Annotated in this window: 24 protein-coding genes and 1 pseudogene; 7 read left to right on the forward strand and 18 right to left on the reverse strand. The window is 65.3% G+C overall.

Features of this window, described 5'->3' with window-relative positions:
* Window positions 1–5 precede the first annotated feature (5 nt).
* Both manD and AC1DFC_RS09150 read left to right on the forward strand, forming a co-directional pair.
* A complete protein-coding gene (gene manD / locus AC1DFC_RS09145) occupies window positions 6–1,217 on the forward strand; it encodes a D-mannonate dehydratase ManD (RefSeq protein ID WP_478179036.1) in 1,212 nt (403 codons plus the stop codon).
* Complete coding sequence (locus AC1DFC_RS09150) at window positions 1,205–2,740, forward strand: mannitol dehydrogenase family protein (RefSeq protein WP_478179037.1); 1,536 nt, start codon at window positions 1,205–1,207, stop codon at window positions 2,738–2,740. Before manD ends, AC1DFC_RS09150 begins: the two co-directional genes overlap by 13 nt.
* A 22-nt stretch (window positions 2,741–2,762) precedes the next feature.
* Here the strand turns inward: AC1DFC_RS09150 and AC1DFC_RS09155 are convergent, their stop codons facing one another.
* Together AC1DFC_RS09155 and AC1DFC_RS09160 are read right to left on the reverse strand one after the other, a co-directional pair.
* A complete protein-coding gene (locus AC1DFC_RS09155) occupies window positions 2,763–3,137 on the reverse strand; it encodes a hypothetical protein (RefSeq protein ID WP_413311746.1) in 375 nt (124 codons plus the stop codon).
* Between the two features lie 255 nt (window positions 3,138–3,392).
* Window positions 3,393–4,340, reverse strand: coding sequence for an adenylate/guanylate cyclase domain-containing protein (locus AC1DFC_RS09160; RefSeq protein ID WP_007832214.1), 948 nt, complete (start codon window positions 4,338–4,340; stop codon window positions 3,393–3,395).
* Window positions 4,341–4,679: 339 nt separating this feature from the next.
* Between AC1DFC_RS09160 and AC1DFC_RS09165 the strand changes: the two genes are divergently transcribed.
* Window positions 4,680–5,015 (forward strand): hypothetical protein, encoded by a 336-nt coding sequence (locus AC1DFC_RS09165; protein ID WP_007832215.1) that lies wholly within the window; start codon window positions 4,680–4,682, stop codon window positions 5,013–5,015.
* A gap of 59 nt (window positions 5,016–5,074) precedes the next feature.
* Here the strand turns inward: AC1DFC_RS09165 and AC1DFC_RS09170 are convergent, their stop codons facing one another.
* The 8 genes from AC1DFC_RS09170 to AC1DFC_RS09205 form a co-directional block, all read right to left on the reverse strand.
* The gene (locus tag AC1DFC_RS09170; protein ID WP_478179038.1) at window positions 5,075–6,043 is read right to left on the reverse strand and encodes an LD-carboxypeptidase; all 969 of its coding nucleotides are present in this window, start codon (window positions 6,041–6,043) and stop codon (window positions 5,075–5,077) included.
* Window positions 6,040–7,158, reverse strand: coding sequence for a tRNA adenosine(34) deaminase TadA (tadA, locus tag AC1DFC_RS09175; protein ID WP_413311743.1), 1,119 nt, complete (start codon window positions 7,156–7,158; stop codon window positions 6,040–6,042). The genes AC1DFC_RS09170 and tadA overlap by 4 nt, the downstream gene beginning before the upstream one ends.
* The gene (locus AC1DFC_RS09180; protein ID WP_413311741.1) at window positions 7,148–7,369 is read right to left on the reverse strand and encodes a hypothetical protein; all 222 of its coding nucleotides are present in this window, start codon (window positions 7,367–7,369) and stop codon (window positions 7,148–7,150) included. Before AC1DFC_RS09180 ends, tadA begins: the two co-directional genes overlap by 11 nt.
* Before the next feature lies 1 nt (window position 7,370).
* Window positions 7,371–8,015 (reverse strand): FMN-binding negative transcriptional regulator, encoded by a 645-nt coding sequence (locus AC1DFC_RS09185; RefSeq protein WP_413311740.1) that lies wholly within the window; start codon window positions 8,013–8,015, stop codon window positions 7,371–7,373.
* Window positions 8,016–8,060: 45 nt separating this feature from the next.
* The gene (locus AC1DFC_RS09190) at window positions 8,061–8,759 is read right to left on the reverse strand and encodes an ankyrin repeat domain-containing protein (protein ID WP_007832220.1); all 699 of its coding nucleotides are present in this window, start codon (window positions 8,757–8,759) and stop codon (window positions 8,061–8,063) included.
* Window positions 8,759–9,268 carry a GlcG/HbpS family heme-binding protein gene (locus tag AC1DFC_RS09195; RefSeq protein WP_007832221.1) on the reverse strand — a complete coding sequence of 170 codons (510 nt, stop codon included), beginning with the start codon at window positions 9,266–9,268 and terminating at the stop codon, window positions 8,759–8,761. Before AC1DFC_RS09195 ends, AC1DFC_RS09190 begins: the two co-directional genes overlap by 1 nt.
* Before the next feature lie 118 nt (window positions 9,269–9,386).
* Complete coding sequence (locus AC1DFC_RS09200; RefSeq protein WP_007832222.1) at window positions 9,387–10,025, reverse strand: response regulator transcription factor; 639 nt, start codon at window positions 10,023–10,025, stop codon at window positions 9,387–9,389.
* Window positions 10,022–11,500, reverse strand: coding sequence for a sensor histidine kinase (locus AC1DFC_RS09205; RefSeq protein WP_413331725.1), 1,479 nt, complete (start codon window positions 11,498–11,500; stop codon window positions 10,022–10,024). Before AC1DFC_RS09205 ends, AC1DFC_RS09200 begins: the two co-directional genes overlap by 4 nt.
* A 62-nt stretch (window positions 11,501–11,562) precedes the next feature.
* On the opposite strand from AC1DFC_RS09205, the gene AC1DFC_RS09210 reads away from it, so the two are divergent.
* Window positions 11,563–12,645, forward strand: a complete 1,083-nt coding sequence (locus tag AC1DFC_RS09210; RefSeq protein WP_413331724.1) for a DUF72 domain-containing protein — start codon at window positions 11,563–11,565, stop codon at window positions 12,643–12,645.
* On the opposite strand, the gene AC1DFC_RS09215 is transcribed toward AC1DFC_RS09210, so the two are convergent.
* The 5 genes from AC1DFC_RS09215 to AC1DFC_RS09235 form a co-directional block, all read right to left on the reverse strand.
* On the reverse strand, window positions 12,642–13,136 hold the full coding sequence (locus AC1DFC_RS09215) for a RidA family protein (protein WP_007832225.1): 495 nt from the start codon (window positions 13,134–13,136) through the stop codon (window positions 12,642–12,644). The genes AC1DFC_RS09210 and AC1DFC_RS09215 overlap by 4 nt on opposite strands.
* 86 nt (window positions 13,137–13,222) lie before the next feature.
* Window positions 13,223–13,543: a non-heme iron oxygenase ferredoxin subunit gene (locus AC1DFC_RS09220; protein WP_413331723.1), complete on the reverse strand. Its 321-nt coding sequence runs from the start codon at window positions 13,541–13,543 to the stop codon at window positions 13,223–13,225.
* A gap of 8 nt (window positions 13,544–13,551) precedes the next feature.
* Window positions 13,552–14,034, reverse strand: a complete 483-nt coding sequence (locus AC1DFC_RS09225) for an aromatic-ring-hydroxylating dioxygenase subunit beta (protein ID WP_413331722.1) — start codon at window positions 14,032–14,034, stop codon at window positions 13,552–13,554.
* The gene (locus tag AC1DFC_RS09230) at window positions 14,031–15,287 is read right to left on the reverse strand and encodes an aromatic ring-hydroxylating dioxygenase subunit alpha (RefSeq protein WP_413331721.1); all 1,257 of its coding nucleotides are present in this window, start codon (window positions 15,285–15,287) and stop codon (window positions 14,031–14,033) included. Before AC1DFC_RS09230 ends, AC1DFC_RS09225 begins: the two co-directional genes overlap by 4 nt.
* A 33-nt stretch (window positions 15,288–15,320) precedes the next feature.
* Window positions 15,321–16,310 (reverse strand): 2Fe-2S iron-sulfur cluster-binding protein, encoded by a 990-nt coding sequence (locus AC1DFC_RS09235; RefSeq protein WP_413331720.1) that lies wholly within the window; start codon window positions 16,308–16,310, stop codon window positions 15,321–15,323.
* Window positions 16,311–16,435: 125 nt separating this feature from the next.
* Between AC1DFC_RS09235 and AC1DFC_RS09240 the strand changes: the two genes are divergently transcribed.
* From AC1DFC_RS09240 to AC1DFC_RS09250, 3 genes and pseudogenes are all read left to right on the forward strand, one after another.
* The gene (locus AC1DFC_RS09240; protein ID WP_007832233.1) at window positions 16,436–17,350 is read left to right on the forward strand and encodes a LysR family transcriptional regulator; all 915 of its coding nucleotides are present in this window, start codon (window positions 16,436–16,438) and stop codon (window positions 17,348–17,350) included.
* Window positions 17,351–17,420: 70 nt separating this feature from the next.
* Window positions 17,421–17,777: pseudogene (locus AC1DFC_RS09245) on the forward strand (transposase); the annotation flags it as partial.
* Window positions 17,778–18,194: 417 nt separating this feature from the next.
* Window positions 18,195–19,181, forward strand: a complete 987-nt coding sequence (locus AC1DFC_RS09250) for a hypothetical protein (RefSeq protein WP_478179039.1) — start codon at window positions 18,195–18,197, stop codon at window positions 19,179–19,181.
* Between the two features lie 70 nt (window positions 19,182–19,251).
* Here AC1DFC_RS09250 and AC1DFC_RS09255 read toward each other — a convergent pair whose 3' ends face one another.
* From AC1DFC_RS09255 to AC1DFC_RS09265, 3 genes are all read right to left on the reverse strand, one after another.
* Complete coding sequence (locus tag AC1DFC_RS09255; protein WP_478179040.1) at window positions 19,252–20,001, reverse strand: hypothetical protein; 750 nt, start codon at window positions 19,999–20,001, stop codon at window positions 19,252–19,254.
* Between the two features lie 2 nt (window positions 20,002–20,003).
* Window positions 20,004–20,474 (reverse strand): hypothetical protein, encoded by a 471-nt coding sequence (locus AC1DFC_RS09260; RefSeq protein WP_478179041.1) that lies wholly within the window; start codon window positions 20,472–20,474, stop codon window positions 20,004–20,006.
* Between the two features lie 103 nt (window positions 20,475–20,577).
* Complete coding sequence (locus AC1DFC_RS09265; RefSeq protein WP_478179042.1) at window positions 20,578–22,023, reverse strand: hypothetical protein; 1,446 nt, start codon at window positions 22,021–22,023, stop codon at window positions 20,578–20,580.
* Window positions 22,024–22,035 lie beyond the last annotated feature (12 nt).

Consider the following 22,035-nt stretch of genomic DNA (forward strand, 5'->3'; position numbering starts at 1 on the left):
GCATCATGAAAATCACCAACGCACGCGTCATCGTCTGCAGCCCCGGGCGCAACTTCGTCACCCTCAAGATCGAAACCGACGAGGGCCTCACCGGCATCGGCGATGCCACGCTCAACGGACGCGAGCTGGCCGTGGCGGCCTACCTCACCGAGCATGTCATTCCCTGCCTGATCGGGCGCGACGCGCAGCAGATCGAGGACATCTGGCAATACCTCTACAAGGGCGCCTACTGGCGCCGCGGCCCGGTCACCATGACCGCCATCGCCGCGGTCGACACCGCGCTGTGGGACATCAAGGCCAAGGCCGCGAACATGCCGCTGTACCAGCTGCTCGGCGGCAAGAGCCGAACCGGCGTGATGGTGTACGGCCACGCCAACGGCCGCGACATCGAACAGACGGTGGACGAGGTGCTTCGCTACAGGGACGAAGGCTACCTGGCCATCCGCGCACAGAGCGGCGTGCCGGGCCTGGAAAAGGTGTACGGCGTGGGCCGCGGCACCATGTTCTACGAGCCGGCCGACGCTGACCTGCCCAGCGAGCACGACTGGTCGACCGCCAAGTACCTGGAGCACACGCCGAAGCTCTTCGACGCAGTGCGTAGCGCCGTGGGCCCCGACATCCACCTGCTGCACGACGTGCACCATCGCCTGACGCCCATCGAGGCCGGGCGGCTGGGCAAGTCGCTCGAACCCTTCAACCTGTTCTGGATGGAAGACGCCACGCCGGCCGAGAACCAGGAAGCCTTCAAGCTCATTCGCCAGCACACGACCACGCCGCTGGCCGTGGGTGAGATCTTCAACAGCATCTGGGACTGCAAGGACCTGATCGAAAACCAGCTGATCGACTTCATCCGCACCACGGTGGTCCACGCGGGCGGCATCACCCAGCTGCGCCGCATCGCCGACCTGGCCTCGCTCTACCAGGTGCGCACCGGCTGCCATGGCGCGACCGACCTGTCGCCGGCCTGCATGGGCGCGGCGCTGCACTTCGACATGTGGGTGCCCAACTTCGGCATCCAGGAATACATGCGCCACACCGATGAAACCGATGCAGTGTTCCCTCATGCCTACAGCTTCGCCAACGGCATGCTGCATCCAGGCGAGGCACCGGGCCATGGGGTGGACATCGACGAGAAGCTCGCCGCCAAGTACCCGTACCAGCGCGCCTACCTGCCGGTGAACCGGCTTCAGCACGACGGCACGCTATGGAACTGGTGAACGGGGAAAGCGCCAGGGCACGTCTGCATCCCGGCACCCTGCCCTCGCTGCCCGCCGACGTGGCAAAACCGCGCTATGTGCGCGATGCGCTGCAGGCCGGCATCGTCCACCTCGGCGTGGGCGCCTTCCATCGCGCGCACCTTGCGGTCGTCAACGAGGGCGCGCTGCATGCCAGCGGCGACCTGCGCTGGGGCACGGTGGGCGTGTCGCTGCGCGCGGCCGATACGCGCGATGCGCTGCAGCCGCAAGGCGGCCTCTACACGCTGGCACTGCGCGATGCGGCCGACGACGGCAGCCCGCGCGAGGCGCTGCAGGTGGTGGGCAACCTGCTCGACGTGCTCGTGGCGCCGGAAGACCCGCTGGCCGTGCTCGAACGCCTCGCTCATCCGGACACGCGCATCGTCACCCTGACGATCACCGAGAAGGGCTATCACCACGACCCGGCCACCGGCGCGCTGCGGCTGGACGACGCCGGCATCGTGCACGACCTCGCGCACCCGCAAGCGCCGCGCACGATGCCCGGCTTCGTCGTGCACGCGCTGAACCTGCGCCGCCAGCGCGGGCTGCCGCCCGTGACGCTGCTGTCCTGCGACAACCTGCCCGCGAACGGCGACACGCTGCGCGGCATCGTGCTGGCCTTTGCGCAGCAGGTCGACGGCGCATTGCACGGCTGGATCGGCGCGCACTGCACCTTCCCCAATTCGATGGTCGATCGCATCGTGCCGCGCACCACCGACGCCGATCGCGAACGCATCTCCGCGCGCCTCGGCGCCGAAGATGCATGGCCGGTGATCGGCGAGCCCTTTCTCGAATGGGTGGTGGAAGACCGCTTCGCCAACGGGCGCCCCGGCTGGGCCGCGGGAGGCGCGCGCTTCGTCGAGCATGCGGAACCCTTCGAGCGGCTGAAGCTGCGCATGGTCAACGGCAGCCATTCGGCGCTCGCCTACCTGGGTACGATGGCGGGCTTTCGCACGGTGGACCGCGCGATGGCGGAGCCGGCCTTGCGCAACTTCATCGATGCGTTGATGCGCGAAGAGATCGCCCCCACGCTGCCGGCCATGCAGGGCCTCGACCTGGACAGCTATCGCGCGCGGCTGCTGCAGCGCTTCTCGAATCCCGCGCTGCAGCACCAGACGAAGCAGATCGCAATGGACGGCTCGCAGAAGCTGCCGCAGCGCCTGCTCGGCACCGTGCGCGACCGGCTCGCTGCCGGACAGCCCATCGACCGGCTCGCGCTCGCCATCGCCGCATGGATTCACTACCTGCGCGGCGTGGACGAGACCGGTGCCACGCACGACATACAAGACCCTCTCGCCGAAGCACTGGCCCACCGGCTCGTGCAAGCTGACGCGGCACCGTCGGTGCAGGAGCGCGTTGCCTTCTTCGCGGGGTTCGCGCCAGTCTTCGGCGAGCTCGGCGGTGAACCGCGCTTCGTCGCGGCAGTGGCGCGCCACCTGGCCGTGCTCAAGACGCGCGGCGTGCTTGGCGCCCTGGCCGTCTTCGACACGACGGCCAGCGGCTGACGTCCGGCTCTGCGGCGGCGCCTCAACGCTTCTTGCGGCGCCCCTTGTAGGCGGGCATGGCCTCGTAGCGATAAACGCGGAATCCGTCCTTCTGCATGAAGCTGACCGGCTCCCAGCCGCGTGCCAGCGCGCAGTCGGTGATCTGCGCCATCTGCACGCCCAGGTAGTCCTGCAGGCTGTCGGCCACAGCGAGTTCGAATTTCTTCAGTTCGCGGTCCAGCGACTCCACCGCCGCAATGGCGGCCTCGACGCGGGTGAAGGGACGCACATGCGTCATCCCCTTGCTGCTCGCCGCAGTGCGCTCCTTCGCGGGATGTTCCGCGCTGAAATTCACACTGGCTCCGCCTTCCATGCCGTTGAGGCCACCGATGGCACCCATGCTGCTCATTGCGTTCATGCCACGACCCGGCTCGCGCAGCCGGCCTCGAACTGTTCCACCATGTTCCTCGCTCCTACGGCGTTTCAGCGCCGGTCGAGCGATACAAGGCAAGCAGCATGCCCTGCGAAAAACTGCTGGCGGGCATCCAAAAACCAGCGCCTTCGCCGCACAAATGTGTACTTGCGTGACTTTTTGGTCACTTCCCAAAACAAAATTGGCATGCCAGTGTGCATGCCATGCTTCATCAAGCCCTGAGGCAGCGGCCGCGCAGCGTCAACGCGCAATCTCCCGGCGCGACAGCATCACATCGCCGCTGTTGGTGTTGAAGGCGATGGTCGGCGCGCTGACATCGCTGAGCGGCGCGCCCAGCCCGATCTCTCCGCGCCCGTGCAGCACGCATTCCTCGCGCCGCAGGGCGATCTCGGTGCTCGGTCCGCCATTGCCATGGAAGCGCACCCAGGTGCCATAGGTGCTGACGTCGATCAGCACACAGCTGCCCTGTCGCAACTCGATGCGCGCATGCAGCCGCGAAACGCGGGGATCGTTGACCACGAACTGGGCGTCATTGACGCGCCCGAGATGGATCGGGAGTTCTTCGGTACGGAACATCGAACGAACGTCGAGCCAGGCCAGTTCGATCTGGCCGAACGTGGAGTCCGGCATCCGCAGCGGAGCGAGCGCCGCAGGCACGGTGAGGAAGCTCGTCACCTCCTCCTGCCAATCGATACGGTGCACCACGGACATCTCGCTGCGGCCGCGGATGTTGATGAGGCCCAGGTCGCGGTGCTGCACCGTGCCTTCGCGCAATTGCGAGATGACCGCGTCAGTCACCCAGATCTGGCCGGGACCGGCCAGGTCGCTCAGGCGCGAGGCCAGGTTGACGGCGTCGCCGTAGCAGTCGCCCTCGACCTCGACCACCTCGCCGCTGGCCACGCCGATCTGCAGCGCCATGCGCAACGGCACAGGCCACGCGAGCAGCCGCTTCTGGTGATAGCGCTGCAGCTCGACAACGGCGTGCGTGGCGGCTGCACCACTGGAGAAGATGGCGAACACGCCGTCTCCGAGCGACTTCACCACCCGGCCGCCATGCGCCTGGCACACGCCGCCGATCCATTGCGTCAGCCGCGTCACCGTTTCCGTGGCCCGCGCATTCCCCATGGCCTCGAAGACTCTCGTACTCCCCGTCAAGTCCGCGAATACGACTGTGGAATTGACACCCATATTGTTGTGATTCTCGATTTTTCTATCGCAGGTTGTGAACGTTCAGGCTCTCTACCTTCCTCCGCAAACAGCTCTCCTGGCTATATCCATCGCGCACAAAAAGAAACGGCGTGCGCTCTCTTCGTGTTGACCGCTGGGTATACCCCGTTGGGCACGGAGCAGACATACCAAGGGTCTTTTGGCCGCTTGTAGTACTTTTGAAAACAAAACACAACGACGGCGAAAAACACTAAGCCAAGGGTGTTGTTTACAAACAAGAAACATCGTTTCAGATCTTGTGGAACTCCTGACTGAGGCTTAAGGTAGCGGCCGTCCTGGCTTCCCACACGCATCCCGTCCATGCTTCTCCGCCTCCTTCGCCTGCTGAACGTACCCGGCTCCGGATCCCGCCAGGCGACGGAGAGCCAGCTGGGGCGCATTCGCACTGCGATGCTGTCGGTGCTCCAGGGCCATGGCGGCCACTCGGTGCAGCGCGTCAGCCAACGCGTGCGCTTCGCGGCCGACGTCGAGGCACTCTGGTACCTGCGACAGGACGTGATGATGGCGCTGAGCGCCATCGATGGCGAAACCGCCGCCCGCCGCCAGATGAAAGCCATCAACAGCATGTTCAAGGGCGGATTGCCGGGCTCGATGGGGCCTCGTGCGCACCAGCGCTTTACCAGCAACAACAGCTGAAGCTGCGGCGGCCCTTCGGGGCCGTTTTTCTTTTTTCGATTTCTTCTCCCTGCCCGTGGTCAATGGGCGTGTTGATGATCATGTTCGTGGTGGTGCCCGTGCGCCGACGCGTGCAAGTGGCCCCAGACGAGGAAGACGTCGCGCCCTTGCGCCGCCATCGACACCTTCGCGCCCACCGGCAGCAGCACCTTCGTGGGCACGTGGCCGAACGGCAGGCCCGCCAGCACCGGCACCTTGAGCGAAGCGCGCAGCCGGTCGATCACCGTGTCCAGGCCAAAGCCGCGGTCGTAGCCCAGCACCTTGCGGATACCCGTGAACTGCCCGAACACGATGGCACGCTGGCGCGCCAGCACGCCGGCCATCTTCAACTGGTCGAGCATGCGTTCGATGCGGTACGGATGCTCGTTGGTGTCCTCGATGAAGAGCACTCCCTTGTCGACCGCGGGAAAGTATGGCGTGCCAAGCAGGCTGGCCAGCACGCAGAGGTTGCCACCCCACAGCACCGCGTCCTGCACCGGCTTGAACTTCAGGTCGGCATCGCGCGCCGGCATGCGCCAGCCGGTGCCTTCGCCCTGCCCGCTCACGAGGTCGTCGAAGCAGGCTTCCATGATGTCGTCAGGACCGGCCTCGGCGCCGAAGTCTTCGCCGAGCGCAGGGCCCGACCAGCTCACGGCGCCGGTCTTGACCAGCAGCGCGCTCTGCAGCGCGGTGAAGTCGCTGCAGCCGACGAACTCGGTGCCCTTGCCGATCGCCTTGGCCACGGCCTTGTAGGGAATGGCATCCAGGATGCGCGTGAGGCCGTAGCCGCCGCGCGCGATGAGCGCGACGTCGGCACCGCTTGCTGCGGCGCGCGAAATCGCGGCGAGCCGCGTGGCGTCGTCGCCCGCGAAGCGTTGGTACGCCGAGAGTGCCGCCTCGTCGATTTCGACTTCATGGCCCAGCGCCTGGAGCCGCTTGACGCCGCGCCGGAACGCGGCCTTGTCGCGGACCGCGCTGGCGGGGGAATAGATATAGATGTGTTTGCTCACGTGTTCGAGTATCCCATTGCGTTTCGCGCCTGCAGCACGAACGTTCGAGCTTGCGCCGGCGCAGGTCCCGAGGACGTGGCGATGGGGCCGAGCGCGCGCAGCGCGGCTTCGTAGCCCCGATCGGGGAAAGGTGCGCGCCATGCGCCCCCGATTTGCTCGCCGCCGTCGGGCACGAGCAGCATCGCCGCGAAACGGCCGGGCGCCGCGGCCTGCAGCAGCGCGGCCAGGTCGGTCGCGGCCGCGCTATGCGCAAGCACCATCGCGCCGGGCTGCATGCGATCCAGCCATTCGAGCAGCACGTCGCGGTGCCATTCAAGGCGATGCGGCGCTTCGCGCTTGGGCTTGTCGCTCTTGCCGAAACCGATCAGGTCGGGCACGAGCGTGCGCAGCCCGGGCAGGCCCACGAGCTGCCGGAAGAAGTAGCCCCATTCGCCCGGGCCGTGCAGGCACAGGCAGCAGGCTGCTTCGCCTTCACCGCCTTCACCGCCTTCATCGACGTAGTGCATGCGCCAGCCCTGCTGGCTCGGCAGGTCCTGCACGTAGTGCGGCGCGAAGGCGTAGCCGGCCAGCGCGTCGAAGCGTTCCTGCGGCGTGCGCAGCGCGTCGTCGCGCAAGGGTTCGGCCTGCGCGCGCGCGGCGCTCCGGCGCTGCTGGAAGAAGGCCTGCAGCACCGCGGCGCACTCCTGCGCCAGCACCCCGCCCTGCACCAGCGTGCGATGGTTCAGCCGAGGTTCGGCGAAGAGATCGAGCACCGAACCGGCTGCACCGGTCTTGGGATCGGTCGCGCCGTACACGACGCGCGCCAGCCGCGAATGCAGCATCGCCCCCGAGCACATCGCGCACGGTTCCAGCGTGACGAACAGCTCGCAGCCATCGAGCCGGTAGTTGCCGAGCGCTGCGGCACCGGCGCGCAACGCGTTGATCTCGGCATGCGCGCTCGGATCGTGCTGTGCGACCGGCGTGTTGCGGCCTGTCGCGATCAGCTGGCCGTCCTTGACCAGCACAGCGCCGACGGGCACTTCGCCAGCCTCGGCGGCAAGCTGCGCCTCGGCGAGCGCGAGCGCCATCCAGTGCGCATCGCCCGGCATCGGCGCGGGAATGGCCTCAGTTGTCATCCGGCATCTGGCGCGCCTTGGTCGCCGCGTCGAGCGCTTCCTTGACCTGTCGCTGCACCTGTTGCGCATTCACAGGCGCTTCGCCTGCTGGTGCAGCAACGCCGGGCACGGCCGGCCGCGAAGAAGAAGCCATGCTCGTCATCTGCTTCTTCGCAACCAGCCCGGCGATCACGAGTGCCAGCACGAGGCCGATGAGTCCGAGTCCGCGCATCTCAGCGTTCCTGCGCCACGGGCGCATCGGCCGTCATGCCGAGCCGGCCCATCCACACGGCAAGCGCCTGCTCGTCCGGCGTGCCCGCGCTGTAGACCGCGTGCATCGCGGCATGCGACTCGCGGCGGTGCTGGTTGAGCTTGACCTTGCATTGCAGCGCCGTCACGCGCAACTCGAAGCCCGTGATGCCGGCCAGCATCTTGAGCTGGAATTCCTCGCCCAGGTCGCGCCACTGCTGCGCATAGGCGGGCTCGTGGTCGCCGATGAGTTTCTTGAGCAGCGCGTCCTTGTCCGCGGACTCCTCGATCAGCCGGGCCTCGACGGTGCAGTGCACGGCCAGGTAGTTCCAGGTCGGCACGCGGGCCAGGTCAGGGTACACCGAAGGTGACAGGTACGAATGCGGACCGAGGAAGGTGACGACCGCCTTGGGGCGCGCCTGCAGGTAGCGCCAGTGCGGATTGGGCTTGGCGCAATGCCCCAGCAGCACCAGTTCGTCGCCTCCGCGCGGCTCGGCCACGAGCGGCAGGTGCGTGACGTACGGCAACCCGTCGTCGTCGTTCGAGATCAGGCTCGCGAACGGGTGCGAGCGCATCAGCTCCAGCGCGATGGCCGGGTCCTTGGCATTGAACTGCGGGGGCATGTACATGGGCGTTTTTCCTCGTGGCGAGGCCCGATTGTCCCCGAGCCGCCCCTATCTTGTACGCGGCGCCTCCAGCAGTTTCACCATCGCGGTGTAGCCGCGCGCCTTGGCCAGCTGCAGCGGCGTGTTGCCCTGGCGGTCGGTCAGCTTGAGGCTGGCGCCGGCATCGATCAGCGCGGCCAGCGTGCGCTGATGGCGCGGGCCGCCGTCGCCGAGCACGATGGATTCGATCACGGCCGTCCAGTGCAGGTTGTTGACGTGGTCGAGCGGCGCACCCGCGGCGATCAGCCGCCGCACCACCTCGTCGTGCCCGAGGTGCGCGGCCGCGATCAGCGCGGTGCCGTCGTAGCGGCTCGTGGTCTGCCCGGCCTTGGCGCCGAGCGACAGCAGCAGGGAAAGCGTCGGCGTGTCATCGGCCACCGACGCGATGGTGACGGCGTCGTAGCGGTCGTCGTCTAGCAGGTCGAGGTTGGCGCCGGCCTTGGCCAGCAGCTTGATCGCCTCGCGCTGCCGCGCATGCGTGGCAACATGCAGCGGCGTGCGGCCGCGCGTGTCGCGCGCATCGAGGTTGGCGCCCGCGGCGGCCAGCGCCTTCAGCTTCTGCAGGTCGCCATGCCATGCAGCCTGGTGCAGTCCCTCGTAGGCCAGCACCTCCGCTGCCAGCGGCGGCACCTGGGCGAGCGCGCTGATCGGCACGCCCAACCCGAGCGCGATCGCCAGCACACCCGGCCAGATGCCGCGCGCCTTCATCAGAGCAGGCCCTTGACCTTTTCCAGCGCCGCGTTGGCGCACTGGTCGTCGAGGTGGCCGCCGGGTGCGCCGCCCACACCGACCGCGCCGATCACTTCATTGCCCGACTTGACCGGCACGCCGCCGCCCAGCAGCAGGAAGCCCGGCAGGTAGACCAGATTGGCCGCACCTGCGTTCTTCTGCGCGCCTTCCATCATGGCCTGCGTCGGGCTCTTGGCCGAGGCCGAGGTCCAGGCCTTGCGCTCGCTCGAAGCCAGCGTGTGCGGGCCGGCGTTGTCGGCGCGCTGCACGGCACGCACGGTGCCGGCGCGGTCGACCACGGTGGCCGCCACGTTGTAGCCGTTGGCCGCGCAGGCGGCCACGGCTTCGGCCGCGATCTGGTTGGCCAGCGCGAGCGAGATGTTCTTTTCGGTGCGCACGGCCGAAGCCGCGGGTGCGGGCGTCTGGGCCTGGACCGCGGAAGCGGCAAGCAGGACGGCGAGGCCGCCGAGGCGAAGGATGGAATGCATTGTTCGTTTTCTCCAGTGGATGCGGGTGGTTGCGCCGGCTGTTGCCGACGGCTGCGCCACTGTAGAAAACCCGGCGCGCAACGGCCATTCGTACGGCTACGCGCGGTGCTCCGTAGTTCTACGGAGCGCTGTCCACCAGCACGGCGTAGCGCCGGATCAATTGCGCGAGCGAATCGCAGCCGAGCTTGGCGAACAGGTTGGCGCGGTGCGTCTCGACCGTGCGCGGCGACAGCGCGAGCGTGCGCGCGATCTCCTTGTTGGTCAGCCCCTGCACGATGAAGGCGAGCACCTCGCGCTCGCGCTCCGACAGCTGAGCCACCCGCTCGCGCGCGGCGTTGTCCGCCTGCGAGCGTTCGCGCGAGCGCACGTGCTGCCGCACGGCCTGCTGCAGCGCTTCGAGCAATTGCTCGTCGTCCACCGGCTTTTCGAGAAACTCGGCCGCGCCGGCCTTGAAGGCGCGGCGGCACATCTCGACCGTGCCGTGGCCGGTCAGCATGATCACGGGCTGGTCGACGCCCTGCGCCACCAGACGGTCGAGCACCGTCAGGCCACTGATACCGGGCATGCGCACGTCGAGCACGATGGCGCCGACACTCGCGCGGTCGAACCCGTCGATAAAGGCCTGCGGGTCGGCCCAGGCCTGAACGCGCAGGCCGACCGTACCGATCAGCAGCGACAGGCTGTCGCGCACCGCCTGGTCGTCGTCGATCAGGTGGACCAGCGGAGATTGCGGTGGATGGATGCTCGGCGTGTTCATGGAGACGGTGCGACCAGCGGCAGCAAAAGAGTGAAGCGCGCGCCGCGCGGCGAGGCGTTGGCCGCGCTCAGGCTGCCGCCCATGCCGCTGGCCAGGGTTTCGCTGAGGCTCAGGCCGAGGCCCAGTCCGCCTTCGCGCGTGCTGAAAAAGGGCTCGAAGAGGCGCGGCAGGGCCTCGGGGGCGATGCCGCGTCCGTTGTCGGTCACGGTCAGCACGCCCTCCTGCCCATTGCGGCCGACCGAGACGACGAGGCGCCGCTCGGCCGCCGGCACGAGATCGAGCGCCTGAAGCGCGTTCATCAGTAGGTTGTGCACGATCTGCTCGAGGGCCACGGCCTCGGCCTGCACGCGCACCGGCGCCTGCGCGGTGGCGTCGAACTGCGCGTTGATCGTGTGCTTCGCGAACTCCGGCGCCAGCAGGTGCATGGCGCTGCGCACCACCTCCTGCAGCACCAGCGGCTTCGCGTCGCCCGCGGCCTCTGGACGCTCGATGACGCGGCGCAGGCGTCCCACCACGCTGGCCGCGCGGCGCGCCTGCTCGACGGCCTGCCCCATCGCGTCGCGCGCCGTGGCCAGGTCCGGTGGCTCGTCGCCGAGCAAACGGCGCGCGGCCTGCACGTTGGCCAGCACCGCCGTGAGGGGCTGGTTGAGTTCGTGCGCCAGCCCGGCAGACAGTTCGCCCAGCGCATTGAGCCGCGCGACCTGCCCGAGCCGCAGCAGCTCTTCGGCCCGCCGCCGCGCCACGCGCTGGCGCTGCGCGGTCCACAGGCCTACCAGAAGCGCAGCCGCGGCCACAGCCCAGCCAGCGATGCCGCGCCACGGCAACTCGCCCCATCCCACCTGCCGCTCGGCCACGAGGTCGAAGGGCTGGCTCGGCGAGGCCAGCGCCTTGGTCAGCCCGAAGCGCCATCCGTTCGTGGCCGGTGCACCGGGTTGCAGCACGAGTTGCTGCCCGTCGCGCTGCAGGCTCACCCTCACGGGGCTGCGCTGCGGGTTCATCGGCCAGTCGCGCCACGGCACGGAGCCGGCCAGGTCGACGTCGAGTGCGTAGCTGAACGGCGTGGCGCCGATGACGAGCACATAGCGGCCATGAGCCAGGTCGAGCGCGGCCAGTTCGGGGCGCTGCAGGCTACGCGAACGCGCCTCGGCCGCGGCCAGTGCGCCGGCCTGCACGCCGTCTGCCCAGGGCTCGTCGCGGTCGCTCCGCTGCACGCGCAGGATGGACGAATACACCGAAGGCAGGCGCTGCTCCGGATGGTCCGCGCCGGTGCTGGGCTCCAGCAGCGCGAGCGTGGCCAGCACGGCGTCGTACTGCACCATCTGCTGGCTCATGAGCCGGTGCGCGATGCGCACATCGGTCTCGAAGTCCTGGTGCACCTGCGCCAGTTCGGCGCGCGCGAGCCACACCGCGCCAGCGGCGGTGAGCACCAGCCATGCCAGCCACCAACCACCCTGCGTGCGCAACCACTGTTTCATGGCGCGGATTGTGCCCGGCGCGGCGAGCCTGTCCGGGGTTGGCCGAGAATGCGGGCCCAGACATGGCTGACGTACAGGACTCTCTTTTTCCCGATCTTCCGCGCCCTGAAGAGGCGTCAGCGGCCGCGCCGGCGCCCGCCAAGGCGGAAGCCGAACCGCCCGCGAAGAAGAAATCGCGCACCGGCACGGTCGAACCCGCCCCCACCGATCCGGCACTGGTCGAGCTGGCCGCTGCGCTGCCGCCCAAGCTGCGGCTCGGCACCTCGTCGTGGAGCTATCCGGGCTGGGCCAACCTGGTTTGGGATGGCGAATATGCCGAGACCGTGCTGTCGAAGAACGGCCTCTCCGCGCTGGCGAAGCACCCGCTGTTTCGCACCGTGAGCCTGGACCGCAATTTCTACCGCGCCCTCACCGCCAGCCAGTACGCACGCTACGCGGCAATGGTGCCGGACGACTTCCGCTTCGTGGTGAAGGCGCCGAGCCTCGTGACCGACGCCACCGTGCGCGACGAAAGCGGCCGCGGCATGCAGGCCAACCCCGTGTTCCTCAGCGCCGAGATCGCGCGGCAGGAGTTCGTGCTGCCCGCGCTCGAAGGGCTGGGCCATCGCATCGGCGCGCTGGTGTTCCAGCTGAGCCCGATTCCCGGCCACCTGCTGGCCGACCAGCCCGCGCTGCTGGCGCGCATCGCCGAGATGCTCGACTCGCTGCCCGACCTCGCATCGGTCGCGCCCGATGCGGTGATCGCCGTCGAAGTGCGCGACCCGCAGCTGCTGAACCCCGCCTTCGCCGAGATGCTGCGCAGCGTGCGTGCCACCTTCTGCATGGGCCTGCACGCCAAGATGCCCCCCATCGAGGAGCAGTTACCGATGCTGCGTGCGCTGTGGCCCGGTCCGCTGGTGTGCCGCTGGAACCTGCACCGCCGCCATGGCCGCTTCGGCTACGAGGACGCAGAAAAGCTCTACGGCCCCTTCGACAAGATCGTCGATCCCGATCCCGAGACGCGCGCGGCGCTGGCCAAGGTGATCGCGGGAACCACGCGCGCGGGCCAGAACGCTTTCGTCACCGTGAGCAACAACGCAGAAGGCTGCGCGCCGCTGACCATCGCCCAACTGGCACGCGACCTCATCGGCCTGCCGTCGCGCTAGCCGATGTACTGCTTGGCAGCGACCGTCATCTCGACTTCGACCGTCGCATTTTTCGGCAGTGCATACACGCCGACCGCCGTGCGCACGTGCACGCCGGCCTCGCCGAACACACGGTGCAAGAGGTCGGAAGCGGCATCGGCCACTTCGCTCTGCTGGGTGAAGTCGGCCGTGCATTGCACGAACACGCCCACGCGCAAGACCTTCTCGATGGCATCGAGCGAACCGAAGGCCCTGCGCAGCAGCGCCAGGCTGCGCAGCGTGCAGATCTGCGCGCCTTCGCGGGCCTTGTCGAGCGACACTGTGTCGCCGACGCGGCCGGTGACCACCACCGTGGTGCCCACGCGCGGCACCTGGCCGCTGAGGTAGACCGTGCGGCCGCCGCGCACGAGCGGCACGTAGTGGCCGCCGGCAATGATCTCGCCGTCGAAGCTGTGGCCCAGCTCCGCGGCAATCTGGTCGGCGATCTGGTCCCGGGTCTTTTCTGCTGTCATGGCGCTTCCGTGAAAGGGAGGTTCATTGTCGCCAGCCCTCTCACCGCGCAACAGATACAGAGACTGCAGATCAGCGGCAGAACAGATCAGCCCTCGAACGCGAGAAACACCCGCCCGCCCTCGATCTTCACCAGGTAGCTGCGCAGGTCTTCGGTGAGCGGCGCGCACATCGCCTTGCCCGTGCGCACGTCGAAGCGCCCCTGGTGCAGCGGGCATTCGATTTCGTGGCCCTCGAGAAAACCATCGCACAGCCGCGCATGGCCGTGCGTGCAGATGTTGTCCGTGGCGTGGATGCCGTCCTCGGTGCCGTAGAGGGCGATGTCGCGCCCCTGCACCTCGATGCCCACCACGTCGTCGGAGGGAATGTCGTCGACGGCCGCGGCGTCGACCCAGGTCATGGTGCTCATGGTCGCTTTCAGATGGGATAGATGATGGAGTTCGGGATCATTTCGCTGTCGAACACGCACAGGCGCGACGCGAACTTCAGGCCTTCAGGTGTGGGCACCACGGTGTCGATGTAGCGGCCGACGTTGAACACCGTCGAAGGCCCGTCGAGCTTGGTGCGGAACACCGCGTAGTTGGCCTCGCTCTGGATCGTGCCGTCTTCGTCGACCTTGTGCACCAGTGGCAGGCCAACGACGTGGCGCTGGTAGTACGGATCGTGGAACAGCGTCTCCTTGATGCCGTAGACCCGGTCTTCCAGCATGCCCCGGCTCTCGAACGAGAGCGTGGCCAGGGGCAAATTGCGCTCGTGGTTTTCACGCGGCTGAAGGCGGTAGCTGCATTGCTCCGTGAAGAACGCGGGCCACAGGTCCCAGTGACCGGAATCGACCGCATGGGCATAGGCCGCATAGAGGCGCGAGAGCTCCAGGTAGGCGTTGGCGTCGAGGTTCTTCATGCTTCCATCACCTCGCGCCAGTAGCGGTACATGCCGCGAATCAGTGTCTCCGTCACCATGTGGTCGGTGTTCTCCACCTCGCGCCCGCCGAGTTCGGCCAGCGTGCGATGGAAGGGCTTCTGCTCGAAGCCTTCCTGCGAGAACTCGATGACTTCGCCGTCATCGGCCGAGACGAAACCCGCGGGGCCGAACAGGTTGGCCTGGCGCAGTCGCCGTTGCGTCATCTCCTCTGTGTCGTCCTCGAAGCCGAAATGCGTCCAGACGAAATCGAAGGCCTCGTGTCCCACGGGCTGGATGTGCCGGGTCGAGACGCTGTTGACCTGCTGCTGGAGGATCAGGCTGGGGAACAGCGTCATCATCACCGCGGTCGGCCCGCCCCACCAGGGCTCGGGCACGATGTCGAGAAAGCGCGGGTCCTTCAGCTGCATGCTCTCCTTGAAGCTCGACACCTGCGTGACCTGGGCCGCCTTGCCGCCGGTGCCGCGCGTGGAGATCATCGCGGCGTGGCGGCCGTGCGCGTCCATCTTCAGTTCCGACCTGTTGTCGGCGCGCCAGAGCCCGAAGGTCACGAACCAGGTGTGCAGCAGGCCCGGGTGGTACGGGTCCTTGATGTTCTCCTGCATCAGCTTCCAGTTGCCTGGAATGCGCTGGCGGCTGTAGCCGAGGATGGTGAGCTTGCGGCCGTCGAACAGGCGGTCGAAGTAATGCAGGATGTCGGGCCCGAGAAAGTCCTCGAGCGACTCGATGCCGTGGTCGAATGACGCGAACACCACGCCGCCGCGCGAGGCCACCTTGAGCTTGGTCAGGCCGTGCTCCTCGGTCTTGAAGTCGGCCGGCATGCCGCCGTTGACCTTGCCGTCCTGCTTCACGCCGCGGCGGAATGGCACGCCCTGCAGATCGCCCTTGAGCGTGTAGTTCCACTGGTGGTAGGGGCAGACGAACTCCTTGCGGTTGCCATGGCGCTCGCGGCAGAACTGCATGCCGCGATGCGCGCAGACGTTCTCGAAGACGTGGATCACGCCCTCTTCGTCGCGCGACATGACGACCGAACGCTCGCCGATGGCAGTGCGCTTGAAATCGCCGGGGTTCGGAATCTCGGCTTCCAGACCGACGTAGCACCAGTGCTTTTCGTAGAAGAAGCGCTGCAGCTCCTTCTTGTGCAGCGCCTCGTCGGTATAGGCCATGAAGGGAATGCGACTGCTCTTTTCGCTTTCCCATTTCAATTCGATGGGGAACACGGTTTGCGTGGTCATCGCGGGTCTCCTTTTTTCTCGTGGTTTCTTGCTTCAGATGCCTTGCAGGTAGAAGGCATCGGCGTGGATCTGCTCGGTCGCGAGGCCGCGGCCACGCACCAGCTGGGTCACGGCCTCGACCATCGGCGGCGAGCCGCACAGGTAGGCGCGCCAGCCATCGAGGTTACCGGACCAGTCGGCGCGGATGGCATCGGTGATGAGACCCACACGCTGGTTTTCTTTCGCGGGGCCGGTGACGACCACCACATGCACATTCAGCCCCGGATGCTGCGCCTGCAGTTCGCGCAGCTCGCCCAGGCCGTAGACGTCGGCATCGGAGCGCACGCCCAGGTAGAGGTGGACAGGCTGTGTCAGCCCGGTCGCTATGGCACCGCGCACGATCGAGAGGATGGGCGCCAGCCCCGTGCCGCCCGCCGCGCAGAGCATGGGCCCGCGGTGTTTGGTGCGCAGGTAGGCGGTACCCAGCGGCCCGCTCACGCGCACCGAATCGCCAACGCGCAGCTGCTCGAAGATGTGCGCCGTGACCCGCCCGCCGGGCACCCTGCGCACGTGGAATTCAAGCTCGGCGTCGCGGCTCAGTCCGGCCATGGAATACGGCCGCGCCAGATCAGGCGCGAACTGCAGCTGCGCATACTGCCCCGGGGAAAACTCCAGCGGCTTGTTCGGCTTGAGGCGCAGGCGGCGGATGTCGTGCGTGAGCACGTCGATGCCGGTGACCGTCGCCTTCAGGATGCGCGCCGGATGCACCACCACTTCGTCGGGCTCCGGAATCTCGATGGCGCAGCTTTCGGTCAGCGTGCTCTGGCAGGCCAGTACGTAGCGCTCGCCCTGCCCGTCCGGTCGGATCGCGTCCTGGCCGCCGTCAAGCAGCTGGCCCGACACTACTTTGCAGCGGCAGGTGCCGCAGCGTCCCGACATGCAGCTGTACGACACCGGCACATGGTGTTCCCGCAGCACTTCGAGCAGGTTCGCGCCGGGGCGAACCTCGAGAGTGCGGGCAAGGGGGTGAATGTGAAGGTCCATCGTGGGGTTCTCTTGCGCCGGTGTGGATCCGGCTTGTCTCCGGGCCCGATGATGCTCGGCCCCTGCCGATTGACCAATAGAATTTGGTGAATCATCTGCATCACTGTGCTGAATAAAGGTGCGCCATGCAACTCAAGGACATCGACCTCAACCTGCTGCTGGTGTTCGACCGCATGCTGGCCGAAAAGCGCGTGTCGGCCGTGGCTGAATCACTCGGGCTTTCGCAGCCGGCCATCAGCAATGCGTTGGCGCGGCTGCGCAAGCTGCTGGGCGACGAACTGTTTCTGCGCACCGCGCGCGGCATGGAGCCCACGCCCTTCGCGCTGCAGTTGGCCGAGCCGGTGGCCTACGCCATGGGCGCGCTGCACACGGCGCTCAACCAGCAGGTGGTGTTCGACCCCGCCACGAGCACGCGCGGGTTCACGCTCGCCATGACCGACATCGGCGAGATCTACTTCACGCCGAGGCTGATGGAGGCGCTGTCGGTGGCGGCGCCGGGCGTGACGATCAGCACGCTGCGCAACAACACCGCGACCAACCTGCGCGACGAGTTGGAGGCCGGCCACGTCGACATCGCCATCGGCCTGCTGCCGCAGCTGAAAGCGGGCGTGTTCCAGCGCCGGCTGTTCCTGCAGCGGTACGTGTGCCTGTTCTCGAACGCGCATCCGCTCGCGCACAAGCGCAGCGTTTCGCTCAAGGACTTCAGCGCGGCCGATCACGTGCAGGTGCTGGCTGCCGGCACCGGCCACGGCAAGGCAGACGACGTGATGGCGGCACAGGGCATCCAGCGGCGCATCCGGCTCAAGGTGCCGCACTTCGTTGCCATCGGCCACATCCTGCGATCGAGCGAGATGATCGCAACCGTGCCCGAACGGCTCGCGCAGAGCATCGCCGAGCCGTTCGGACTGGTCTGGCGCCCACATCCGGTGGCGCTGCCGCAGATCGCGATCAACCTGTTCTGGCACGCGAAGGCGCATCGCGATCCGGGCAACCAGTGGCTGCGCGGGCTGTTGTTCGACAACTTCGCCGATGGTGACTAGATGAGGCCCCTGAACGGCGTTGTTGCATAACCCTGCGGGAGTGGCCTTCGATCGCGGTTAGGCTAGGCAGATGAGCAAGCCACCGCGGGCGAAGTACCGCACGACGAACTGGAGTGAGTACAACGCGGCGCTCAAGCGCAGGGGATCATTGATGGTTTGGCTCGATGCCGACCTTCAATGGCTGGCTCCTGCCAGTGGTCGCTCGGGCCGGCCCGCTGTGTTCAGCGATGCTGCGATCCAGTTCTGCCTGACCTTGAAGTGCATGTTCGGGCTGGGCCTGAGCCAGGCGACGGGCCTGGCCGAGAGCCTGATCAAGTTGGCCCACTTGGACTGGGCCGTGCCCGACTACAGCACCTTGTCGCGGCGTCAGAAGACATTGAGTGTGGCCATTGCCACGCGCCGCAGCAGCGCGAGCCTACACTTGGTAAGGGAAGGCTCGCCCTGAATTCGGGTTGTGCAACAGCGCCCAGTTTCTCGATAACTAGCGATAGTCCCCGAAGGGACCCGATTTCACTCCCACTCCATCATCAACAGGCCGCCCAAACCCGCATGGTTAAGGGACTTGGCTGTGATCGACATGGGTCTTTACCGTCGCTTTTACCGTCAGAACCGCAGATCTTTTGCTGGCGCGGGAGATGGAGCGATCTGCGGGGCAGCAACTCTTTCGCCGCCATCGTCAATCGGATTGAAGGATACAGGAAATTCGTGCTAGCCAGTGTTCCGAATTTCTGTCGAAACCAGTACTTGAGCGCCGAAGAGCGATGCGATTTTCCAGAATCCGTTCCGCAGCTGTTACTGTTGTGAGACGGAACGTTGTTGGCACCACAACAGGGCTAGAGTCGTTATGCAGAGTGAGGCAGAAACTTTCAACTTCCGGATCTCGTTCAAGATTTCCGGCAGCAACATTAACCTAGATCAAGAGAGGGTCAAAATTTTCGAGGACAAGGAAATCTTCCTCACTGCCTCGACCAAGGGGGCTTTGATCTCCCAGTCCAACCAGTTAGCCATAGAGGGCGATGGATTCGCGACCTACCGTGCCGCTGGTATCGAGATGCTCAAGCTTGAGCAGGCGATAAAGCTGGCGGCGCTTGAGCAGAATTTCGGCATTTGTACTACCAACAGTGGGCATGATGAGTACCCTCTCAATGTTGTACTGAGAGAGATGGAGCATAGCTACATTCTTAAAGGTATTATTTTTAAGCAACTCGCTTCTCGCCGGGCCTACCCAGCGAGCATGATAGTGTGGGACCCAGAATCCTCCCAGGAATTCGAGAGCATTGATTATTCAAAGCTTTCCGCGGGGGTCGCGAGCTACTACTCTAGCTACTATGTGGCACTCCCGATTTCATCAGCAATCGACATGCTTAGCTCAATTCACTTTGAATACTCAAGTATGGTTCGGCTAATCCTTTCTATGACAGTGATTGAAATGCTGGCTGGATCGGGAGGACACAGAAGCAATGAAGAGCAAGCGGTTGTCGATGAACTTGTGCAGAAAATCCAAGAATATTCGCTGAGTAAGGACCAAAAAGAGTCCTTGGCACTGGCCGTGGGTGGGTGTAAAAAATACTCCATTGGAAAGTCATGCAGAAAATTTGTCAGTCAGAAACTCGGTAAGGACCAAGCAAAGGCTTTCAACGACCTGTATAACTATCGTTCAAGGCTGGTCCATTCGGGTGAAATCGATGAGCCACTCATGAGCGAAGAAGAGCGTGAGGCGCAGATCTACAAGGCCGCTGGTGAGGCATATGCAATGGCGTTCAAGTTGGTTGATGCTGTGATGGAGTCACATAGAAACATCGGAGAGCCGGAGTTTGCGGAGGATGACTAACTGCCACTCCTTAGGCAAATGCCGTCGATCTCCCAGACGGTCGAAGGTGCACGGCCTAGATCAATCAGGCTCATACTTCGGCTTCCCAGGGGCGGCGCACAAATCGGATGTAGACCCCCATTTCGTCAACTGGTGAAGCGTATTTCCTGATCCCAACGTCGGAGCTCACCAGTAGGATTGGTGAACTGGGGGCTGCGGGAACCAGTTGCACCAGCCACGGGGCACAGCTTGGGACTGTGTGCCGAAGCAGCGCTGTCTCGCGCCGCAGCCCCAGTGCTTCGCGCACATTCTCCTTCGATGACATACGCACATCCTTACAACTGATGCCTGCGTAAACCTGCGAATGTGTGGGGCGCTCGCCCGAACAAGGCTCAAGGACGCAGACGTCGAGTTCGTGTCGAGCCTTGCGCGGGGCCCTCCCGGGAGTTCCGCCGCAGCGATCCCAACTCAATGACTCAAATTCGACTGAGGTCCATGCTTCACCCAGGTGATTGCCAGCGGCATCAAGCAGATCAAAGTGCGAAAACCGCTTGCGATCGGCCAGGGCGGGCTTGCTTGCCACGATCACCTCGGACGGCTTACCTCCCTTAGACGGCGGTTGGTGGACGATTGACCCTTTGGGATGCGCGCGCCGAAAAGCCCGCAGTAGTCGAGCAAGAACCAGCATTTCGTACAGTTTGTCTCGGGTCATTGCTTGCAATTGAAGGGGCGACGGCGCCTTTGCCGCAATGTCGAAGAGCGCACCTACTGCTTTGACTAAATCCGGCGGCGCAGGCTGCTTCTTCTTTTTCTTGGCGCCTGTCGCCACGGCAGATGTCATACTCATAGCTGATCCGTGGTTTGTCGGGGGAGAAATTCGAGCAATGCATTTCGCAGGGCGACTTGCTGCTTTGTCGGGCGTCGCCCCAAATTACGTCGTAGGCTGACTTTTCGGTTCCCGACGCGTATCAGCAGGGAATCGATTTTCTGCTCGCGCCCCAGTACCTGGTTGAGCTCATGGCGTACGGCTTGTTCGGTTCCGCTATTCACCGGGAAAGCGAGGACCATCAGCAACGACAAGGCTTCTTCAAATCGCTCTTTGATCTCCCGACGCATGGCATCTGCAGCGACACCATCACGTGGCGCACCATCCAAGGAGGCTGCTTCAAGGGGCTCATCCGGCTCGACCGGCGCACTGAGTCTGGCCAACTCCATGAATTGGTGCATTAAGGGCCCCTCATACTCGCAGGCTCGTCGATGAATTTCGTGGAGCGCCTGCTCCAGGTCGTCCTCGCCTTGAAATCGGATTTGCATACTCTCTCCATGAAAATTGCAGTGCCCAGGACCTGGTAGCAGTACAACATTTTTTGCAGACGCCAATGCGTGCCCTGGTACCTTTCACGATCAGCACCTCAAGTCAAGCGCTTGCTTTGCGCGCGGCCAGTTTTGCTTCAAGCAGACGATAGGCCCTCTTCTCATCGAGCTTCTGAAGGTTTGGCTCGTTCTGCAAGAGATCTGCAATCACCGCTGTCACGACATCGAACAGCGCTGACAGCAGTGCTTCACCGACTGCGCGCGGCTCTGCCAAGTCTTCCATTAGTCCCGGCATTTCGCCGTGGGCGAGCTTATTGCGACCTTCGCGGTAAACCTTGTGGACGGCAGCTTCGACCGTAAGCGCGCCCTCAGGTAAGGCCTCTCCGTCGGGCTTGAGCGCAGTCTCGGCGAAAGCGATCATGTCCTTGGCGTACCCTCCGGCGCCAGAAAGGCCATCGGCGGCACAGCCATAGTCCACAACAGCCATGAAGTCGGAGGCCTCGCGACGAGCTTCACCGACCCAGTAAAGTGCATTGGCCCAGCGTTCGACGAGATGCAGCGCATGTCCGCTTCGTCGTCCATCGACATAGTGCTGCAAGATGCATCCGGCGGCATGCAAGAAGGATTGCTCGCCCGCCATCTTGGCTGCCAGCGCTCCGGGGCGTCCGCCAAGGCCAGGCATCTGTATGCTCGACCCACGCAATACCCGTCCGTCCAGCGTGGTCGCGAACCGGTCCTCTGCAAAAAGATGCTGCCGGCCGGCTTTCGTAAATCGTCGCGCATCCTCGACCTGAAACCTCAGTCCGATTGCGTCAATCGCTAGTCCCACCACCACCGATGCTTTGAAATGAGACCGCGCATGCTCATGTCCTTCCATTCGGATGGTCGCTACCCAGCTGTAATGGCGCAGCGTACGCAGAACGTCCAACGCATGCGAAGCACGGCGGCCACCCTCGGTGGCAGCTGATTGCGCGATCAACTCCTCCGTGTCCAATTCACGGGCCTCGACCCGGCGGATGAGCTCGCGAACCTCCGAGTCCTTGACAAAGGAATCGAGCCATTCCGCTCTCGGGAGGAATCGCACCGGGCCCACGGCGAACGCCGGCACGGCCTGATCCGAGTGAAACAGATGACAAGGGATATGCCGGTCGACGTCCGGACTTGCGCTGGCGGCCAGTTGCTGCAGGCGAGACTGGTAGTCGTCGGCGAGCACAGCGTAAAAATCGTCACTGAGCACCACGTCCTGCTCATTCTGACCGTCCGGCACTGTTGGAAGGCGCGATTGGCAATCGCGAAGCGTGTCCCCGATGGCCTGGAACGAGAGCTTCATGAACGCCTCCCGGTCAATTGTCTGGCGCAGGGCTTCGCGTGATTTCCAGCTTCGCTGTGACAGCAAGTGAGCTGCGTCCACGCCAGCTTGCGTGACCCGATACTGCCCGCCTTGCGACACCGGAATGGCAAGCGGAACCAAGGGGTTCGCGCTGAGGGCATGCCACTGTGCAAAGGTCATCGCGTTCGCCTTGATCACGTCCTCGACGATGCTCTCCATGAGCTTTCCAGC

It is taken from the genome of Variovorax sp. 10L421 (genome assembly GCF_056395365.1).

What these genes read in the sequence shown, in the direction of transcription:
- AC1DFC_RS09195 (WP_007832221.1), bottom strand. Translation starts at nt 9,268, where the DNA reads ATGCATTCCATCCTTCGCCTCGGCGGCCTCGCCGTCCTGCTTGCCGCT.
- AC1DFC_RS09205 (WP_413331725.1), bottom strand. Translation starts at nt 11,500, where the DNA reads ATGAAACAGTGGTTGCGCACGCAGGGTGGTTGGTGGCTGGCATGGCTG.
- tadA (WP_413311743.1), bottom strand. Translation starts at nt 7,158, where the DNA reads ATGACAACTGAGGCCATTCCCGCGCCGATGCCGGGCGATGCGCACTGG.
- AC1DFC_RS09230 (WP_413331721.1), bottom strand. Translation starts at nt 15,287, where the DNA reads ATGACCACGCAAACCGTGTTCCCCATCGAATTGAAATGGGAAAGCGAA.
- manD (WP_478179036.1), top strand. Translation starts at nt 6, where the DNA reads ATGAAAATCACCAACGCACGCGTCATCGTCTGCAGCCCCGGGCGCAAC.
- AC1DFC_RS09265 (WP_478179042.1), bottom strand. Translation starts at nt 22,023, where the DNA reads ATGGAGAGCATCGTCGAGGACGTGATCAAGGCGAACGCGATGACCTTT.
- AC1DFC_RS09220 (WP_413331723.1), bottom strand. Translation starts at nt 13,543, where the DNA reads ATGAGCACCATGACCTGGGTCGACGCCGCGGCCGTCGACGACATTCCC.
- AC1DFC_RS09215 (WP_007832225.1), bottom strand. Translation starts at nt 13,136, where the DNA reads ATGACAGCAGAAAAGACCCGGGACCAGATCGCCGACCAGATTGCCGCG.
- AC1DFC_RS09250 (WP_478179039.1), top strand. Translation starts at nt 18,195, where the DNA reads ATGCAGAGTGAGGCAGAAACTTTCAACTTCCGGATCTCGTTCAAGATT.
- AC1DFC_RS09200 (WP_007832222.1), bottom strand. Translation starts at nt 10,025, where the DNA reads ATGAACACGCCGAGCATCCATCCACCGCAATCTCCGCTGGTCCACCTG.
- AC1DFC_RS09160 (WP_007832214.1), bottom strand. Translation starts at nt 4,340, where the DNA reads ATGGGTGTCAATTCCACAGTCGTATTCGCGGACTTGACGGGGAGTACG.
- AC1DFC_RS09180 (WP_413311741.1), bottom strand. Translation starts at nt 7,369, where the DNA reads ATGCGCGGACTCGGACTCATCGGCCTCGTGCTGGCACTCGTGATCGCC.
- AC1DFC_RS09240 (WP_007832233.1), top strand. Translation starts at nt 16,436, where the DNA reads ATGCAACTCAAGGACATCGACCTCAACCTGCTGCTGGTGTTCGACCGC.
- AC1DFC_RS09225 (WP_413331722.1), bottom strand. Translation starts at nt 14,034, where the DNA reads ATGAAGAACCTCGACGCCAACGCCTACCTGGAGCTCTCGCGCCTCTAT.
- AC1DFC_RS09255 (WP_478179040.1), bottom strand. Translation starts at nt 20,001, where the DNA reads ATGACATCTGCCGTGGCGACAGGCGCCAAGAAAAAGAAGAAGCAGCCT.
- AC1DFC_RS09155 (WP_413311746.1), bottom strand. Translation starts at nt 3,137, where the DNA reads ATGAACGCAATGAGCAGCATGGGTGCCATCGGTGGCCTCAACGGCATG.
- AC1DFC_RS09185 (WP_413311740.1), bottom strand. Translation starts at nt 8,015, where the DNA reads ATGTACATGCCCCCGCAGTTCAATGCCAAGGACCCGGCCATCGCGCTG.
- AC1DFC_RS09235 (WP_413331720.1), bottom strand. Translation starts at nt 16,310, where the DNA reads ATGGACCTTCACATTCACCCCCTTGCCCGCACTCTCGAGGTTCGCCCC.
- AC1DFC_RS09190 (WP_007832220.1), bottom strand. Translation starts at nt 8,759, where the DNA reads ATGAAGGCGCGCGGCATCTGGCCGGGTGTGCTGGCGATCGCGCTCGGG.
- AC1DFC_RS09150 (WP_478179037.1), top strand. Translation starts at nt 1,205, where the DNA reads ATGGAACTGGTGAACGGGGAAAGCGCCAGGGCACGTCTGCATCCCGGC.
- AC1DFC_RS09210 (WP_413331724.1), top strand. Translation starts at nt 11,563, where the DNA reads ATGGCTGACGTACAGGACTCTCTTTTTCCCGATCTTCCGCGCCCTGAA.
- AC1DFC_RS09260 (WP_478179041.1), bottom strand. Translation starts at nt 20,474, where the DNA reads ATGCAAATCCGATTTCAAGGCGAGGACGACCTGGAGCAGGCGCTCCAC.
- AC1DFC_RS09165 (WP_007832215.1), top strand. Translation starts at nt 4,680, where the DNA reads ATGCTTCTCCGCCTCCTTCGCCTGCTGAACGTACCCGGCTCCGGATCC.